Source organism: Streptosporangium sandarakinum, assembly GCF_050942225.1.
GTDB classification, from domain to species: Bacteria; Actinomycetota; Actinomycetes; order Streptosporangiales; family Streptosporangiaceae; genus Streptosporangium; species Streptosporangium nondiastaticum.
In genome coordinates this window covers 2,242,171-2,256,379 of the sequence record NZ_CP192034.1, presented here as the reverse complement: position 1 = coordinate 2,256,379, position 14,209 = coordinate 2,242,171, and the positions used below count along the sequence as shown (strand labels likewise).

Sequence of the window (14,209 nt, the reverse complement as noted above, 5' to 3'; positions counted from 1 at the left end):
CCAGCCATCCGGGGAAGGTACCTCCGAACGCTCGCCGCCAGGGACCGGAGGCTTTCATCGCGATGAGGACCACCCCGCAGACCGCCCCGCGGGCGACCGGAGCCGGAGGAGGCGCGACGGTCGCGCTGATACTGGCGACGGTCGCGTTCGCGGTGAACTTCTGGGCCTGGGCCCTGCTCAGCCCGCTCGGCCCGGCCTACCAGGAGCTTCTCCGGCTGAGTCCCGGCGAGGTGTCGATCCTGGTCGCCGTCCCGGTCATCGTCGGGTCGCTGGGCCGGATCGTGCTGGGCGGGCTGACCGACCGCTACGGCGGGCGCGCGGTCTTCGCGGTGGCGAGCCTGCTGGGCGTGGTGCCCGTGATGTTCCTGGCCTTCGTCGAGAACTACCCGGCGCTGCTGACCGGCGGGTTCCTGCTCGGCATGACGGGGGCGACCTTCGCGATCGGCGTGCCGTACGTCAACGCGTGGTATCCGCCGGAGCGCCGCGGGCTGGCGCTGGGGATCTTCGGCATGGGCAACATCGGCACCGCGATCTCCGGCTTCGCCACCCCGTGGCTGGCGGACTCCTACGGGCGCAGGGCGCCGTTCTTCGTGGTCGCCGCCGCGCTCGTCGTGGTCGGCGTGGTCTTCTGGCTGGTGGGCCGGAACGCCCCGGGCACCCGGCCGGCCGCCGAGCCGTTCACCACCCGGTTCCTCGCCGCGGCGCGGCTGCGCGTCACCCGTGAGCTGGCGGCGATGTACGCGCTGACCTTCGGCGGGTTCGTCGCCTTCGGCGTCTACCTGCCGCTGTACCTCAAGTCCGGTTACGGCCTGACCACCGCCGACGCCGCGGCCCGGGCCGCCGGGTTCGTGGTGCTGGCCACCCTCGCCCGGCCCGCGGGCGGCTGGCTGTCCGACCGGCTGGGCGGCCGCCCGGTGCTGGCCGTGGCGCTGGCGGTCGTGACGGCGTGCGCGGTCGTGGTGGCCTTCACCCCGGCGATGCCGCTGGCCACGGCCGCCTTCCTGGCCATGGCCGCGGCGCTCGGCGTGGGCAACGGCGCGGTGTTCGCCCTGCTGGGGCGGATGATCCCGGGCCCGATGGTCGGCAGCGCGACCGGCGTGGTCGGCGCGGCCGGCGGGCTCGGCGGGTTCCTGCCGCCGATCGTGATGGGGCTGATCTACCAGGCGACCGGCTCCTACGCCATCGGGCTGATGCTGCTTGCGACGGTCGCCGCCGCCGCGTTCGTCTACTGCCGCTTCGCGCTCGGCGCGAAGGAGCCGAAGGAGGGCACCGCATGACCGCCGTGGATGGACCCGTCAGCGACGCCCTGCTCCGGCTGGGCCGCCACCTGCGCCCCGGGGAGGTGTCCCCCGACCTGCGGACGCTGCATCAGATCGGCGGCCGCCAGGGCGACGCCTTCTACCGCGACCGGTGGAGCCACGACAAGGTGGTGCGCTCCACGCACGGGGTGAACTGCACCGGCTCCTGCTCGTGGAAGGTCTACGTCAAGGACGGGATCATCACCTGGGAGGCGCAGCAGACCGACTACCCCAGCGTCGGGCCCGACCGGCCGGCGTACGAGCCGCGCGGCTGCCCGCGGGGCGCCGCGTTCTCCTGGTACACCTACTCCCCCACCCGGGTCCGCTTCCCCTACGCCCGCGGCGTGCTGGTGGAGATGTACCGGGAGGCGAAGGCGCGGCTCGGCGACCCGGTGGCCGCCTGGGCCGACGTCGTCTCCGACCCGGTACGGCGCCGCCGCTACCAGTCGGCCCGGGGCAAGGGCGGCCTGGTCCGCGTCACCTGGGACGAGGCGACGGAGATGATCGCCGCCGCGCACGTGCACACGATCAGGACGTACGGCCCCGACCGGGTCGCCGGGTTCTCCCCCATCCCCGCGATGTCCATGGTCTCCCACGCTGCGGGATCCCGGTTCGTCTCGCTGATCGGCGGCACCATGCTGTCGTTCTACGACTGGTACGCCGACCTGCCGGTCGCCTCCCCGCAGGTCTTCGGCGACCAGACCGACGTGCCGGAGTCGGCCGACTGGTGGGACGCCGCCTACCTGATGCTGTGGGGCTCCAACGTTCCGGTCACCCGCACCCCCGACGCGCACTACATGGCCGAGGCCCGCTACCGCGGCCAGAAGGTCGTGGTCGTCTCCCCCGACTACAGCGACGCGACCAAGTTCGCCGACGAGTGGCTGGCCCCGCACCCGGGCACCGACGGCGCGCTGGCCATGGCCATGGGCCACGTGATCCTGAAGGAGTTCTTCGTCGACCGGCGGACGCCGTACTTCGACGACTACGTCCGGCGCCACACCGACCTGCCGTTCCTGGTCGCGCTGGAGGAGCGCGACGGCTCCCTGGTGCCCGGGAAGTTCCTGACCGCCGCCGACCTCGGCGAGGAGGGGGCGGAGGCGGCGTTCAAGACGGTGCTCCTGGACCGGACGACCGGCGGGCCGGCCGTGCCCAACGGCTCGCTCGGCTTCCGCTACTCCGCCGAGGGCGAGGGCCGCTGGAACCTCGACCTCGGTGACATCGACCCGGCGGCGTCCCTGCACGGCCTGCCCGGGGCCGAGGCCGTACCGGTCGCGCTGCCCCGGTTCGACCGGCCGGACGGCGACGGGGTGCTGCGCCGCGGGGTGCCCGCGCTGCGGGTCGCGGACCGCCTCGTCACCACGGTCTTCGACCTCCTGCTCGCCCAGTACGGCGTGGCCCGCCCCGGCCTGCCGGGCGGCTGGCCGGCCTCCTACGAGGACGCGGCCGAGCCGTACACCCCGGCCTGGCAGGAGGCGGTGACCGGGGTGCCGGCGGCGCGGGCGGCGCGGATCGCCCGCGAGTTCGCCCGCACCGCCGAGGAGTCCGGCGGCCGCTCGATGATCATCATGGGGGCGGGCGCCAACCACTGGTTCCACTCCGACACGATCTACCGGTCGTTCCTGGCGCTGACCACGCTGACCGGCTGCCAGGGCGTCAACGGCGGCGGCTGGGCGCACTACGTGGGTCAGGAGAAGTGCCGGCCCGTCACCGGCTGGGCGCAGCTCGCGGGCGGGCTCGACTGGGCACGCCCGCCCCGGCAGATGATCGGCACCGCCTACTGGTACCTGCACACCGACCAGTGGCGCTACGACACCTACACCGCCGACACCGTCTCCTCCCCGCTCGGCGACGGCTCGTTCGCCGGGAAGTCCACCGCGGACCTGCTGTCGCAGTCGGCCCGGCTGGGCTGGATGCCGTCGTACCCGACGTTCGACCGCAACCCCCTGGACCTGGCCGACGAGGCCGCCGCGGCGGGGCTGAAGCCGGGGCCGTACATCGCCGAGCGGGTCGCCTCGGGCGCCCTCGGCTTCGCCTGCGAGGACCCCGACGCGCCGGGCAACTGGCCGCGGGTGCTGACGGTGTGGCGGGCCAATCTGCTGGGCTCCTCTGCCAAGGGCAACGAGTACTTCCTGCGCCACCTGCTGGGCGCCGACTCCTCGGTGCGGGCGGAGGAGGCCGCGCCCGACCAGCGGCCCGGCGACGTGCGCTGGCGCGAGGAGGCGCCGCAGGGCAAGCTCGACCTGCTGCTGTCGCTGGACTTCCGCATGACGTCCACGACGCTGTTCTCCGACATCGTGCTGCCCGCCGCGACGTGGTACGAGAAGCACGACCTGTCGTCGACCGACATGCACCCGTTCGTGCACGCCTTCTCCCCCGCGATCGACCCGCCCTGGCAGACCCGCACCGACTTCGCCGCGTTCGCCGCCATCGCCAAGGCGTTCAGCGCCCTGGCCCGCACCCACCTCGGGGTACGGCGGGACGTGGTGGCGGTGCCGCTGCTGCACGACACCCCCGACGAGCTGGCCACCCCGCACGGCCGGGTGCGCGACTGGCGACTGACCGGGGAGACGCCCGTGCCCGGCCGGGACTTCCCGAAGATCGTGACGGTCGAGCGCGACTACGGCGCCGTCGCGGAGAAGATGGCGGCGCTCGGCCCCCTGACGGACCGGCTCGGCGCCACGACCAAGGGCGTCACCTACGACGTGGCCGAGGAGGTGGACCGGCTGCGGAGCCTCAACGGCGCCGTCCGCGGCGGCGCGGCCGACGGCAGGCCGTCCCTGGCCCGCGACGTCGACATGTGCGAGGCGATCCTCGCCCTGTCGGGCACCACCAACGGGCGGCTGGCCGCGCAGGGGTTCGCCACGCTGGCCCGCCGTACCGGGACCTCCTTCGACGGCCTCGCCGACGAGCACAAGCGGATCACCTTCGCCGACACCCAGGCCCGCCCGGTGCCGGTGACCACCTCCCCGGAGTGGTCGGGCAGCGAGACCGGCGGGCGCCGCTACTCGGCGTTCACCGTCAACGTCGAGCACCGCAAACCCTGGCACACCCTCACCGGCCGCCAGCACTTCTTCCTGGACCACGACTGGATGCACGAGGCCGGGGAGGCGCTTCCGGTCTACCGGCCGCCGCTGAACATGACCGCGCTGTTCGGCGAGCCGGGCCTCGGGGAGGGCGGCGCCGAGGGCGTCGTCGTGCGCTACCTCACCCCGCACTCCAAGTGGTCGATCCACTCCGAGTACCAGGACAACCTGCTGATGCTGTCGCTGTCGCGGGGCGGGCCGACCATCTGGATGAGCCCGGCCGACGCCGCCCGCGCGGGCATCGCCGACAACGACTGGGTGGAGGCGGTCAACCGCAACGGCGTGGTGGTGGCGCGGGCGGTCGTCTCGCACCGCATGCCGACCGGGACGGTGTACATGTACCACGCCCAGGAGCGGGTGGTGGACGTGCCGAAGAGCGAGACCTCCGGCCGGCGCGGCGGCATCCACAACTCCCTGACCCGCCTGCTGGTCAAGCCGACCCACCTCATCGGCGGCTACGCCCAGCTCACGTTCGCCTTCAACTACCTGGGCCCGACCGGCAACCAGCGCGACGAGATCACGGTGGTCCGCCGCCGCTCGCAGGAGGTCGACTACTGATGCCCGCCACGGAACCGCGCCGTCCCTTCGAACCCTTCGTGCCCTTCGTGCCCTTCGAGCGGGAGGAGGTGAGCGGGCGATGACCAGGGTCATGGCGCAGCTCGCCATGGTGATGAACCTCGACAAGTGCATCGGCTGCCACACCTGCTCGGTCACCTGCAAGCAGGCGTGGACCAACCGGGCCGGAGTCGAGTACGTCTGGTTCAACAACGTCGAGACCCGTCCCGGCCAGGGCTATCCGCGCACCTACCAGGACCAGGAGAAATGGAGGGGCGGCTGGGAGCTGAACCGGCGCGGCCGGCTGCACCTGCGGGCCGGCGGGCGGCTGCGCAAGCTGCTGTCCATCTTCGCCAACCCGCTGATGCCGTCGATCCAGGACTACTACGAGCCCTGGACCTACGACTACGACCGGCTGTTCTCCGCCCCCGCGCAGGAGGACACCCCGGTCGCGCGGCCCAGGTCGCTCATCACCGGCGAGGACACCAAGATCACCTGGAGCGCGAACTGGGACGACGACCTGGCCGGCGGGCCGGAGCTGGCGCCCGCCGACCCGGTGCTGCGCAAGGTCTCGGAGGAGGTGAAACTGGAGTTCGAGCGGGCGTTCATGTTCTACCTGCCGCGCATCTGCGAGCACTGCCTCAACCCCTCGTGCGTGGCCTCCTGCCCCTCCGGCGCGATGTACAAGCGCTCCGAGGACGGCATCGTCCTGGTGGACCAGGACCGCTGCCGCGGCTGGCGGATGTGCGTGACCGGCTGCCCGTACAAGAAGGTGTACTTCAACCACCGCACCGGCAAGGCCGAGAAGTGCACCTTCTGCTACCCGCGGGTCGAGGTGGGCATCCCCACCGTCTGCTCCGAGACGTGCGTCGGGCGGCTGCGCTACATCGGCCTGCTGCTGTACGACGCCGACCGGGTCGCCGAGGCCGCCGCCGTACCGGATGAGAAGGACCTGTACGAGGCGCAGCGGAGCGTGCTGCTCGATCCGCACGACCCCGAGGTGGCCGCGGCGGCCAGGGCGCAGGGCATCCCGGAGGACTGGCTGGAGGCCGCCCGCCGCTCCCCCGTGTACAAGCTCATCTTCGACTACAACGTCGCGCTGCCGCTGCACCCGGAGTACCGGACCATGCCGATGGTCTGGTACGTCCCGCCGCTGTCGCCGGTCGTCGACGCGCTGGCCGGCACCGGCCACGACGGCGAGGACGCCGGCAACCTGTTCGGCGCCATCGACACGCTGCGCATCCCGATCGACTATCTGGCCGGGCTGTTCACCGCCGGCGACCCCGAGCCGGTCCGCGCGGTGCTGCACAGGCTGGCGGCGATGCGCTCCCACATGCGGCGCGACAACCTCGGGCAGCAGCCGGACCCCTCGATCGCCGAGTCCGTCGGCATGACCGGCGAGCGGATCGAGGAGATGTACCGGCTGCTGGCCATCGCCGCCTACGACGAGCGCTACGTCATCCCCCGGGCGCACGCCGAGCAGGGCGCGTGGCTGGAGGAGACGGCCACCGGTTGCAGCCTCGACCGCGAGGGCGGCCCCGGCATGGGCGGTCCGTTCGGTGAGGCGTCCGGCATGCCCGCGCCGGTCTCCGTGGAGACCTTCCACGCGCTCAAGGACCGGCAGACCACCGAGGGCCTGGCCGAGGCCGACCGGCTCCGCGGCCGGGTCAACCTCCTCAACTGGGACGGCAAGGGCGTCCCCGAGGGCCTCTTCCCCCGCCCCGACGAGGGCCCTCGTCACGACGATGAGAGGAAGCCATGAGCGCTCTCGACGACGCCGGGCTGCGCACCGCCCACATGGTGGCCTCGGTGCTGCTCGGCTACCCCGACGAACGGCTGTACGAGGCGCGACCGCTCCTTTCGAGGTCGGTCGAGGCGCTCCCCTTCGGGGAGGTCTGCGCCCGGCTGGCCGCCTTCCTCCGCCACGTGGCCGCCACCCCGCGGCGGGAGCTGGAGACGCACTACGTGGCGACGTTCGACCTGAAACGGCGCTGCTGCCCGTACCTGACGTATTACGCCTACGGCGACACCCGCAGGCGCGGCGCGGCGCTGCTGCGGTTCAGGCACGCGGTCCGCGCGGCGGGATTCGACCTCTCCGGCGAGGAGCTGCCCGATCACCTGGCGGTGGTGTGCGAGCTGTCGGCGCGCGGCGCCGCCGGGCCCGCCATGCGGCTGCTGCGCGAGCACCGCGCGGGCCTGGCGGTGCTGACGCGGGCGCTGCGGGAGGAGGGGTCGCCGTACGCCGACGTCGTGGCCGCGGTGCAGGCGACCCTTCCGCCGGCCCGCCCGTGGGAGCAGGAGGCGGCGCTGCGCCTGGCGGCCGAGGGACCACCCGCCGAGGAGGTCGGGCTGGAGCCCTACGCGATCGCGGGAGGCGACCGGTGAACGCCCTGGACACGGCGCTGTGGGTGGTGGCCCCTTACATGGCCCTGACCGTTTTCGTGCTCGGTCACGTATGGCGCTACCGCTACGACAGGTTCGGCTGGACCACGCGCTCGTCGCAGATGTACGAGTCCCGGCTGCTGCGGGCCGGCAGCCCGCTGTTCCACTTCGGCCTGCTCCTGGTGATCCTCGGCCACGTCGGCGGGCTGGTGGTCCCCAAGGGCTGGACCGAGGCCGCCGGGGTGAGCGAGACGGCCTACCACGTCGCGGCCGTCGTGCTCGGCACGCTGGCGGGTGTGGCGACCGTGGGCGGCCTGGCGATCCTGGTCTACCGGCGCCGCACCGTCGGCCCGGTGTTCACCGCCACGACCCGCAACGACAAGCTCATGTACGCGGTCCTCGCCCTGACCATCGCGCTCGGCCTGGCCGCGACGGTCGTGGCCAACGTCATCGGCGGCGGCTACGACTACCGCACGACGATCTCCCCGTGGTTCCGGTCGATCTTCCTGCTCCACCCGGAGGGAGAGCTGATGGCGGGCGCCCCGCCGCTGTTCCGGCTGCACGCGCTCAGCGCGCTGGTGCTGTTCGCGATCTGGCCGTTCACCCGGCTGGTCCACGCGCTCACCGCGCCGGTCGGCTATCTCACCCGCCCCTACATCGTCTACCGCAGCCGGGACGACCGGCGCGGCCTGACGGCGCCCCGGCGCGGATGGGAACCGACCCGCTGACGGACCCGCGGGCCGTACGGCGGGCGGGCGTCCGCCGTACGGCCGGCGGCGCCGCCACCCGCCGCGCCGTCACCCACCGCACCGCGCCGTCGGCCGTGCCACCGGATATTTCCTGCTTTATGTGAACTTAAGGACCTTAGTCCCAAGCGGCCCGACCAAAGACCCTGCCGCGCCGACCGGCCATCCCGAAAAGCTGGTCCCCGCACGTATGACGCCCCAGGGTCCGGAAGGGATTCCCACAATGATGACCGCCCGACAGGTCGCCCGGGAGAGAACCGGACGAGGACCGTCGGCCGCGCCGGCACGAGCCGCGACGGGCGCCGCGTCGTCATGAGCGTTCTCGACGGCGGGGTGCGCACCGCCCACATGGTCGCCTCGGTACTGCTCGGACGGCCCGACGAGGGGCTGCGGGAGGCGTGGCCGCTCCTGGCGAGATCGGTCGCCACGCTTCCCTTCGGCGAGGTCCGCAACCGGCTGACCGCCTTCCTCGTCCACGTGGCGGCCACGTCCCAGACCGCCCTGGAGGCGCACCACACCGCGGTGCTCGGCCCGGGACGCAACCGCCGGTTCCGCCTGGCCTGCCACTCCCCCGGCGACGCGGCCGAACGCCAGGAGACTCTGCACCGGTTCGAGAACGCCTTCCGCACCGCGGGGTTCGGCCTGTCCGGCGAGCAGCCGGCCGACCACCTGGCGGCGGTGTGCGAGCTTTCGGCCCGCGGCGCCGTGGATCCGGCCGTGCAGCTGCTGCGCGAGCACCGCGCGGACCTGGCGGAGCTGCGCGGGGAACTGGAGGAGGAGGGATCACCGTACGCCCACATCGTGGCCGCGGTGCAGGCGACCATTCCCCAGGCCGGCCCGCGCGAGCGACGCCCGGTGCCCTGCGCCGCGCGGAGCCGGTTCACCGCCTGGTAACGCCGTACGGTGAACCGGCCCGGTTCACCACCCGGTGACGCCGGGAGGCCGGTCGAGGGGGACGGGTGCGGGTCAGGCGGGTGCGAGGCGCTCGGCGGCCATGTCGCGCAGCCGGTCGGCGAACGCGAGCGCCTGCTCGGGCGTCATGCGCGGCTCGGGACCGACGTAGAAGACCACGATGTCGCCGTTGGGGGACGTCGTGGCCGCGAACGGGAGCGAAGGTGAGATGACCATGATGAGATCATTCTTGCCTGCCCCACCGACATTTCGCAGTTCGTTTAACCCGCCGCGGCCGCTTCCGCTCCTCAGGACACCGTGCGGGGCGCGCCGTTCGGGGTGAGCGCGGCCGGGGCCGGGTCGCCGGCGCCGTAGGAGCCGTTGAACCCGATGCCGGTCGAGGCGTCGGGGGCGAGGGAGGCGGAACGGCCCGGGGGTACGGCCGAGCGCGCGTGCCGCGCCCCCGGGGCCGGGTCAGGACGCGGCGCAGGTGTAGCCGGAGGGCACCTGGAGGTTGCCGCCGGGACGGGTGACCTGGAAGCCGAAGCTCGCCTTGGCGCCGGGCGCGAGGGAGCCGTTGTGGCTCGCGTTGCGCGCGGTGACGGTCTGCCCGCTGGTGGTCACGACGGCGTTCCAGGAGCCGGAGAGCGTGTGCCCCGCCGGGAGGGTGAAGGTGACGGTCCAGCCGCTGGTCGGAGCAGAGCCGGTGTTGGTGACGGTGACCGGATCGACGACGTAGCCGTTGTACCACTGGGCCGGGGCGGCCCCGGCGGCCGAGCAGCCGCCCCCGCCGTTCCCGGGGCCGCCGCCGTCGCTCCCGCCGACGCTGTAGGAGAAGTCGTTCACCGCCAGGCCGGTCTGACCCACCCAGGGCTCGAAGCCCACCTGGACGCTGGTGAGGTACCACGACCGCTGGGCGTAGCCGCGGTTGATCGCGTCGTCGGCGAAGGTGCGCACGGCGAAGCCGATCGAGTTCGTCGCCGAGGTGCGGACGTAGGAGATCACGTTCCAGCCGATGTTGCCGTACCAGACCTCCCAGGTGGCCCCGGCGAGGCTGACCGTGCCCACCCGCGAACCGACCGGCTGGATCGGCCCCGCGCGGTTGAGCCACACCATGATCTCCGCGCCGGTGTTCTGGCCGTCGGTCCGCGGGGTCGGGTCGAACCAGATGTCGTAGGCGGCGTCGTACACCCCGCTGCCGGGGTAGGTCATGCTGACGCTGGTCTGGACGCCGTTGAACCGGCTGTCGCTGGCCCGCATCGGCAGGCCGCTGCCGGAGGTGCAGTTGGCGTAGTGGCAGCCGGCGTAGATCGACGGGTACGAGCCCGGCGCGCCGTTCGTCGGCTTGTTGTGGCTCGCCTGGGCGACGGTGAAGCCGGTGCCCGTGACGTTGATGCACTGGGTCGTGTCGTCGCCCCAGTTGTTGTTCTGGACGATGTACCTGCCGTTCTGGATGGTGGTCGAGCCGTATTTCTCGCAGATGGTCGTGTCGGCGCGTGCCGGGGCGGCGACCGCTCCCGCCGCGAGGACCAGGCCGAGCGCGGCGAGGATCACCGCGACGGCCCGGCTCATGCCGCGTCGTTCTCTCGTGTCCGTCATGGTGCGCTGCTCCGGGGGTCGCGAACGTCTGTGGGGTCCCTCCTGCACGACGCACCATAAAGTCCGGTCTCCTCGCTGCAAACGGTCTCCCGGTCGTACCGCGCCGCGTCCGGCCGGTCACCAGGTGCGATCCTCATCGGCGGGTCGCGGGTTCCGTGAAAATTTCACCCGTCTCCACCCTGCCGGAGGCCGCCGGACGCCCGGGGCCGCCGCCCCGGGCTCAGCGCTCCAGGCTCACCGCTCTGGGCTCACCGCCCCCGGGCTCAGCTTTCCGGGTCGTCCCAGCCGTGGAGCGCGAAGCCCCGCCCCTCCGCGATCGCCCGCAGGGCCGCCGCGGGGTAGTCGACCATGTCCGCGGGCAGCCCGTCCATCGGATACCAGGCCAGGCCGTCGCACTTGCCGGGTTCGGCGTTGTACGGCTCGCCGGTCCAGCGCTCGGCCCGGAAGAACAGCCCGACCCGGTCGGGGGCGCGGTGCATGACGTGGACGAAGGTCAGGTCCGCCGGGTCGACGGTGACGCCGACCTCCTCCGCCGCCTCGCGGGCCGCGGCCCGGAGCACCGGCTCCCCGGCCTCCAGGTGCCCGCTGGGCAGGTGCCACAGGCCGTCGCCGTACCCGGTGTTCGCCCGCCGCCCGAGCAGCAGCGCGCCGTCGCGGACGAACATCACGTGCACGTCGACGATCGCGGTGAACCGGGTCCGGCGCACCCGATGCGGCGCGGTCGCGGCGCGCCGGTCGAGGGCCTGCGCCCACTTGACGGCGACGGCGGCGACCTGGATCAGCTCGCCGCGCAGCAGGTCGGGGTCGTCCTCGGCGAACGCCTCCAGGACCTCCTCGCGCAGGATGTGCCGCCAGGTGACCCCGCCCACGCGCTTGGCCTCGTCGAGGTCGCGCTTGGCGCGGTCGGCGGCGGCCGTGCCCTCGGGGCCGGTGCCGTCGGGGTGCTCCTGTATCCCCCACATGGCGTCCTGCGCGGCCCGTTCGGCGGCGACGTCGGCGAGCACCCTCCTCAAGGATCCCGGCACGCCGGAGTCTCCGTCGGCCCTCACGCCCCACACCCTCTCCTCGCGCGTGCCCGCCGCCCGGTCCCCGGCGCGTCCGCCGTACGGTCGCGGCGGTGGAACGGCGTTCGGCGGTGACGCCTCCGCGGACGACCCGTCGCGGAGGCGTCACCGCGGACGACTAGTGCCGGATCCGGGCGTCGCCGATGTCGACCGGGAGGGCGGGCCTGCCGTCCACCGGCGGTGTCGGGCCTCCCTCGACGGGCTGGATGCCACCGGCCGCGATGCGGTCCAGGGCGGCGAGCCCGGCGGCGTCGACCGTCCCGAAGACCGTGTAGTTGGCCGCCAGCCCGGAGTCGCCGTAGACCAGGAAGAACTGGCTGCCGTTGGTGTCCGGCCCGGCGTTGGCCATGGCCAGCACTCCGCGCGCGTACGTCCTGCGCTGCCCGGTGGAGTCACCCGGCCACGGCGGCAGATCGGTGGGCAGCTCGTCCTTGTACCGGTAGCCCGGTCCGCCCTCGCCGGTGAAGTCGGGATCACCGCACTGCAGCACCTTCAGCCGGTCATAGGCGGTCAGCCGGTGGCACGAGGTGGCGTCGTAGAACCTGTGCCGGATCAGGTGCACGAAGCTCTGCACCGTACAGGGGGCCTTGGCCGCGTCGAGGGTGAGCCCGATGTCGCCGTGGTTGGTCTTGAGGACCGCGGAGACGGAGCGGGTGGGGGTGCGATGCGGGTCCGCCGGCAGCGGCACCTTGCGCGCGGCCGGCTCGTCCGGGGTCGGGGTGTACTGACACGGACCATTCGTCGGCCTCGGCGGCCTGCCCCCGGCCTCGGCCGCCGAAGCGGGCATCACTCCCGATGTGACCAGCGAGCCCGCCGCCGCCATGACCATCGCGGCGCGTGCCGCGCGTCGCGGCAACGCTCTGTCGAACATGGTGTCCTCCCGGGAGATGATCGACGACCTCCTGAGGTCTAATCGATCTGACCGAGGACGTCAAGGACCTGGCTCGGCGCACCGGCGGGATGTGAGAAGACCGGCCGCGGTGGAAGATCACGGGCCTGGTCTCCTCCCCGCGGCCGAAGCCCGGGGTCTCCACGCTCAAGGAGTTTCGATGAGAATCACGCTGGTCCTCGGGGACATCACCACCCAGAACGTCGACGCCGTCGTCAACGCCGCCAACTCCTCGCTCCTCGGGGGCGGCGGGGTCGACGGGGCGATCCACCGGCGCGGCGGCCCGGCGATCCTCGCCGAGTGCCGCGAGCTGCGCGCCTCCCGCTACGTCAACGGGCTGCCGACCGGCATGGCGGTGGCCACCACCGCGGGCGAGCTGCCGGCCCGCTGGGTCATCCACACCGTCGGCCCCGTCTTCTCCGCCGGCGAGGACCGTTCGGAGCTGCTCGCCTCCTGCTACCGCGAGTCGCTGCGGGTCGCCGACGAGCTCGGCGCGGCCAGTGTCGCCTTCCCCGCGGTGTCGGCGGGGGTGTACGGCTGGCCGATGGACGACGCCGCCCGCATCGCGGTCGGCACCGTGAGCGCCACGGCCACTCGGGTGTCGGAAGCGCGGTTCGTCCTGTTCACCGCGGACGCCCACGCCGCCTTCGACCGGGCACTCAGCCTGCTGGACCGGCCGTAGTCCCGTGCCCGGCCGGCCGGACCCGCCGTGGTTCCGTGTCCGCTGAGCCGTACGGCGTGCCGGGGCGGCGGCGTGCCGGGGCGGTGGGGCGCTGAGGCGGTGGAGCGCTGAGGCGGTGCGCCCGTCAATCCGGTGGCCCGGCCGCGGCCGTGCGTGACATGGTGAGCCGGTGTCCGGAATGAGCAGACTCCCCCGTTCGGTCGCCGAGGCCGTGACCGCCGAGCGGAACGGCGTGGCGCTCCGCCACCTGTTCTTCTGGGGGCACCGGCCGCCACGCGGCGGAGGCGTCGGCCCGGGGTGCCTCAGCCAGTGGTGGGAGGCCCCCTTCACGGTGGACGGGCACGTCTTCCGCTCCGCGGAGCACTACATGATGGCCCGCAAGGCGTGGTTGTTCGGCGACGACGAGACCGCCGAACGAATCCTCGGCGCCCGGCATCCCGGTGAGGTCAAGCGGCTCGGCCGCGAGGTCCGGGGCTTCGACGAGGCCGTCTGGCGCGAGCATCGCTACGGGATCGTGGTGCGCGGCGGTGTCGCGAAGTTCGGCGCGCACCCGGAGCTGAGGGGGTTCCTGCTGGGTACCCGCGGCCGGGTCCTGGTCGAGGCCAGCCCGGTGGACCGGGTCTGGGGCATCGGGCTCGCGGCGGACGACGCGCGCGCCGCCTCCCCCACCGCCTGGCGGGGGTCCAACCTCCTCGGCTTCGCCCTCATGGACGCCCGCGACGCCCTGGCGGACGGCGACCCGGGGGAGCCGGGGACGACCCTCCCCGGGGCGGGGTGAGCCGGGACCGGCGTCATCGAGGGGACAGAAAGGTGCATTTCAGGCTAAAAGGACAATAACCCTAGAAGGCAAAATAAGGAACAATTCAAAAATAAGGCCAGCTTGGTGATGCAAGCCGACACTGATTAACAAAAAGGAGCTTGGGGGGCAGTCCTCAGATTTCTCCTTTTTGATAACTAATTGGTGGAAAGTCGTAAGGCGCGCCTGATCGGCTGTACGGGATCTCCAACCCGTACGACCCC

At 72.9% G+C, this 14,209-nt stretch carries 12 protein-coding genes; 8 read left to right on the top strand and 4 right to left on the bottom strand.

Annotated elements, in window-relative coordinates:
* The first annotated feature begins 62 nt into the window (after positions 1 to 62).
* From ACQP10_RS10595 to ACQP10_RS10570, 6 genes are all read left to right on the top strand, one after another.
* A complete protein-coding gene (locus ACQP10_RS10595) occupies positions 63 to 1,277 on the top strand; it encodes an MFS transporter (RefSeq protein ID WP_346020567.1) in 1,215 nt (404 codons plus the stop codon).
* Complete coding sequence (locus ACQP10_RS10590; RefSeq protein ID WP_433541286.1) at positions 1,274 to 4,939, top strand: nitrate reductase subunit alpha; 3,666 nt, start codon at positions 1,274 to 1,276, stop codon at positions 4,937 to 4,939. Before ACQP10_RS10595 ends, ACQP10_RS10590 begins: the two co-directional genes overlap by 4 nt.
* A gap of 79 nt (positions 4,940 to 5,018) precedes the next feature.
* Positions 5,019 to 6,698 carry a nitrate reductase subunit beta gene (gene narH, locus ACQP10_RS10585; protein ID WP_346020569.1) on the top strand — a complete coding sequence of 560 codons (1,680 nt, stop codon included), beginning with the start codon at positions 5,019 to 5,021 and terminating at the stop codon, positions 6,696 to 6,698.
* Positions 6,695 to 7,321 (top strand): nitrate reductase molybdenum cofactor assembly chaperone, encoded by a 627-nt coding sequence (narJ, locus tag ACQP10_RS10580; RefSeq protein WP_433541285.1) that lies wholly within the window; start codon positions 6,695 to 6,697, stop codon positions 7,319 to 7,321. Before narH ends, narJ begins: the two co-directional genes overlap by 4 nt.
* The gene (gene narI, locus ACQP10_RS10575; RefSeq protein ID WP_433541284.1) at positions 7,318 to 8,046 is read left to right on the top strand and encodes a respiratory nitrate reductase subunit gamma; all 729 of its coding nucleotides are present in this window, start codon (positions 7,318 to 7,320) and stop codon (positions 8,044 to 8,046) included. The genes narJ and narI overlap by 4 nt, the downstream gene beginning before the upstream one ends.
* Positions 8,047 to 8,376: 330 nt before the next feature.
* On the top strand, positions 8,377 to 8,958 hold the full coding sequence (locus ACQP10_RS10570; RefSeq protein WP_389997522.1) for a nitrate reductase molybdenum cofactor assembly chaperone: 582 nt from the start codon (positions 8,377 to 8,379) through the stop codon (positions 8,956 to 8,958).
* Positions 8,959 to 9,030: 72 nt separating this feature from the next.
* On the opposite strand, the gene ACQP10_RS10565 is transcribed toward ACQP10_RS10570, so the two are convergent.
* From ACQP10_RS10565 to ACQP10_RS10550, 4 genes are all read right to left on the bottom strand, one after another.
* Positions 9,031 to 9,192, bottom strand: a complete 162-nt coding sequence (locus ACQP10_RS10565) for a hypothetical protein (protein ID WP_179818717.1) — start codon at positions 9,190 to 9,192, stop codon at positions 9,031 to 9,033.
* Between the two features lie 237 nt (positions 9,193 to 9,429).
* Positions 9,430 to 10,554, bottom strand: coding sequence for a GH12 family glycosyl hydrolase domain-containing protein (locus ACQP10_RS10560; protein WP_433541283.1), 1,125 nt, complete (start codon positions 10,552 to 10,554; stop codon positions 9,430 to 9,432).
* Between the two features lie 263 nt (positions 10,555 to 10,817).
* Positions 10,818 to 11,579, bottom strand: a complete 762-nt coding sequence (locus tag ACQP10_RS10555) for an NUDIX hydrolase (RefSeq protein ID WP_433541282.1) — start codon at positions 11,577 to 11,579, stop codon at positions 10,818 to 10,820.
* Positions 11,580 to 11,736: 157 nt separating this feature from the next.
* Positions 11,737 to 12,489, bottom strand: coding sequence for a peptidylprolyl isomerase (locus tag ACQP10_RS10550; RefSeq protein WP_346020575.1), 753 nt, complete (start codon positions 12,487 to 12,489; stop codon positions 11,737 to 11,739).
* Between the two features lie 178 nt (positions 12,490 to 12,667).
* Here ACQP10_RS10550 and ACQP10_RS10545 point away from each other — a divergent pair, with 178 nt between their 5' ends.
* Together ACQP10_RS10545 and ACQP10_RS10540 are read left to right on the top strand one after the other, a co-directional pair.
* Entirely contained in the window at positions 12,668 to 13,189 is a 522-nt protein-coding gene (locus tag ACQP10_RS10545; RefSeq protein WP_433541281.1) for an O-acetyl-ADP-ribose deacetylase, read from the top strand.
* A 178-nt stretch (positions 13,190 to 13,367) separates the two neighbouring features.
* Positions 13,368 to 13,967: an NADAR family protein gene (locus ACQP10_RS10540; RefSeq protein ID WP_389997514.1), complete on the top strand. Its 600-nt coding sequence runs from the start codon at positions 13,368 to 13,370 to the stop codon at positions 13,965 to 13,967.
* Positions 13,968 to 14,209: the final 242 nt, after the last annotated feature.

Coding starts and splice junctions, on each gene's coding strand:
- narJ (WP_433541285.1), top strand. CDS start 6,695: ATGAGCGCTCTCGACGACGCCGGGCTGCGCACCGCCCACATGGTGGCC.
- narH (WP_346020569.1), top strand. CDS start 5,019: ATGACCAGGGTCATGGCGCAGCTCGCCATGGTGATGAACCTCGACAAG.
- ACQP10_RS10565 (WP_179818717.1), bottom strand. CDS start 9,192: ATGGTCATCTCACCTTCGCTCCCGTTCGCGGCCACGACGTCCCCCAAC.
- ACQP10_RS10540 (WP_389997514.1), top strand. CDS start 13,368: ATGAGCAGACTCCCCCGTTCGGTCGCCGAGGCCGTGACCGCCGAGCGG.
- ACQP10_RS10590 (WP_433541286.1), top strand. CDS start 1,274: ATGACCGCCGTGGATGGACCCGTCAGCGACGCCCTGCTCCGGCTGGGC.
- ACQP10_RS10570 (WP_389997522.1), top strand. CDS start 8,377: ATGAGCGTTCTCGACGGCGGGGTGCGCACCGCCCACATGGTCGCCTCG.
- ACQP10_RS10560 (WP_433541283.1), bottom strand. CDS start 10,554: ATGACGGACACGAGAGAACGACGCGGCATGAGCCGGGCCGTCGCGGTG.
- ACQP10_RS10595 (WP_346020567.1), top strand. CDS start 63: ATGAGGACCACCCCGCAGACCGCCCCGCGGGCGACCGGAGCCGGAGGA.
- ACQP10_RS10550 (WP_346020575.1), bottom strand. CDS start 12,489: ATGTTCGACAGAGCGTTGCCGCGACGCGCGGCACGCGCCGCGATGGTC.
- ACQP10_RS10545 (WP_433541281.1), top strand. CDS start 12,668: ATGAGAATCACGCTGGTCCTCGGGGACATCACCACCCAGAACGTCGAC.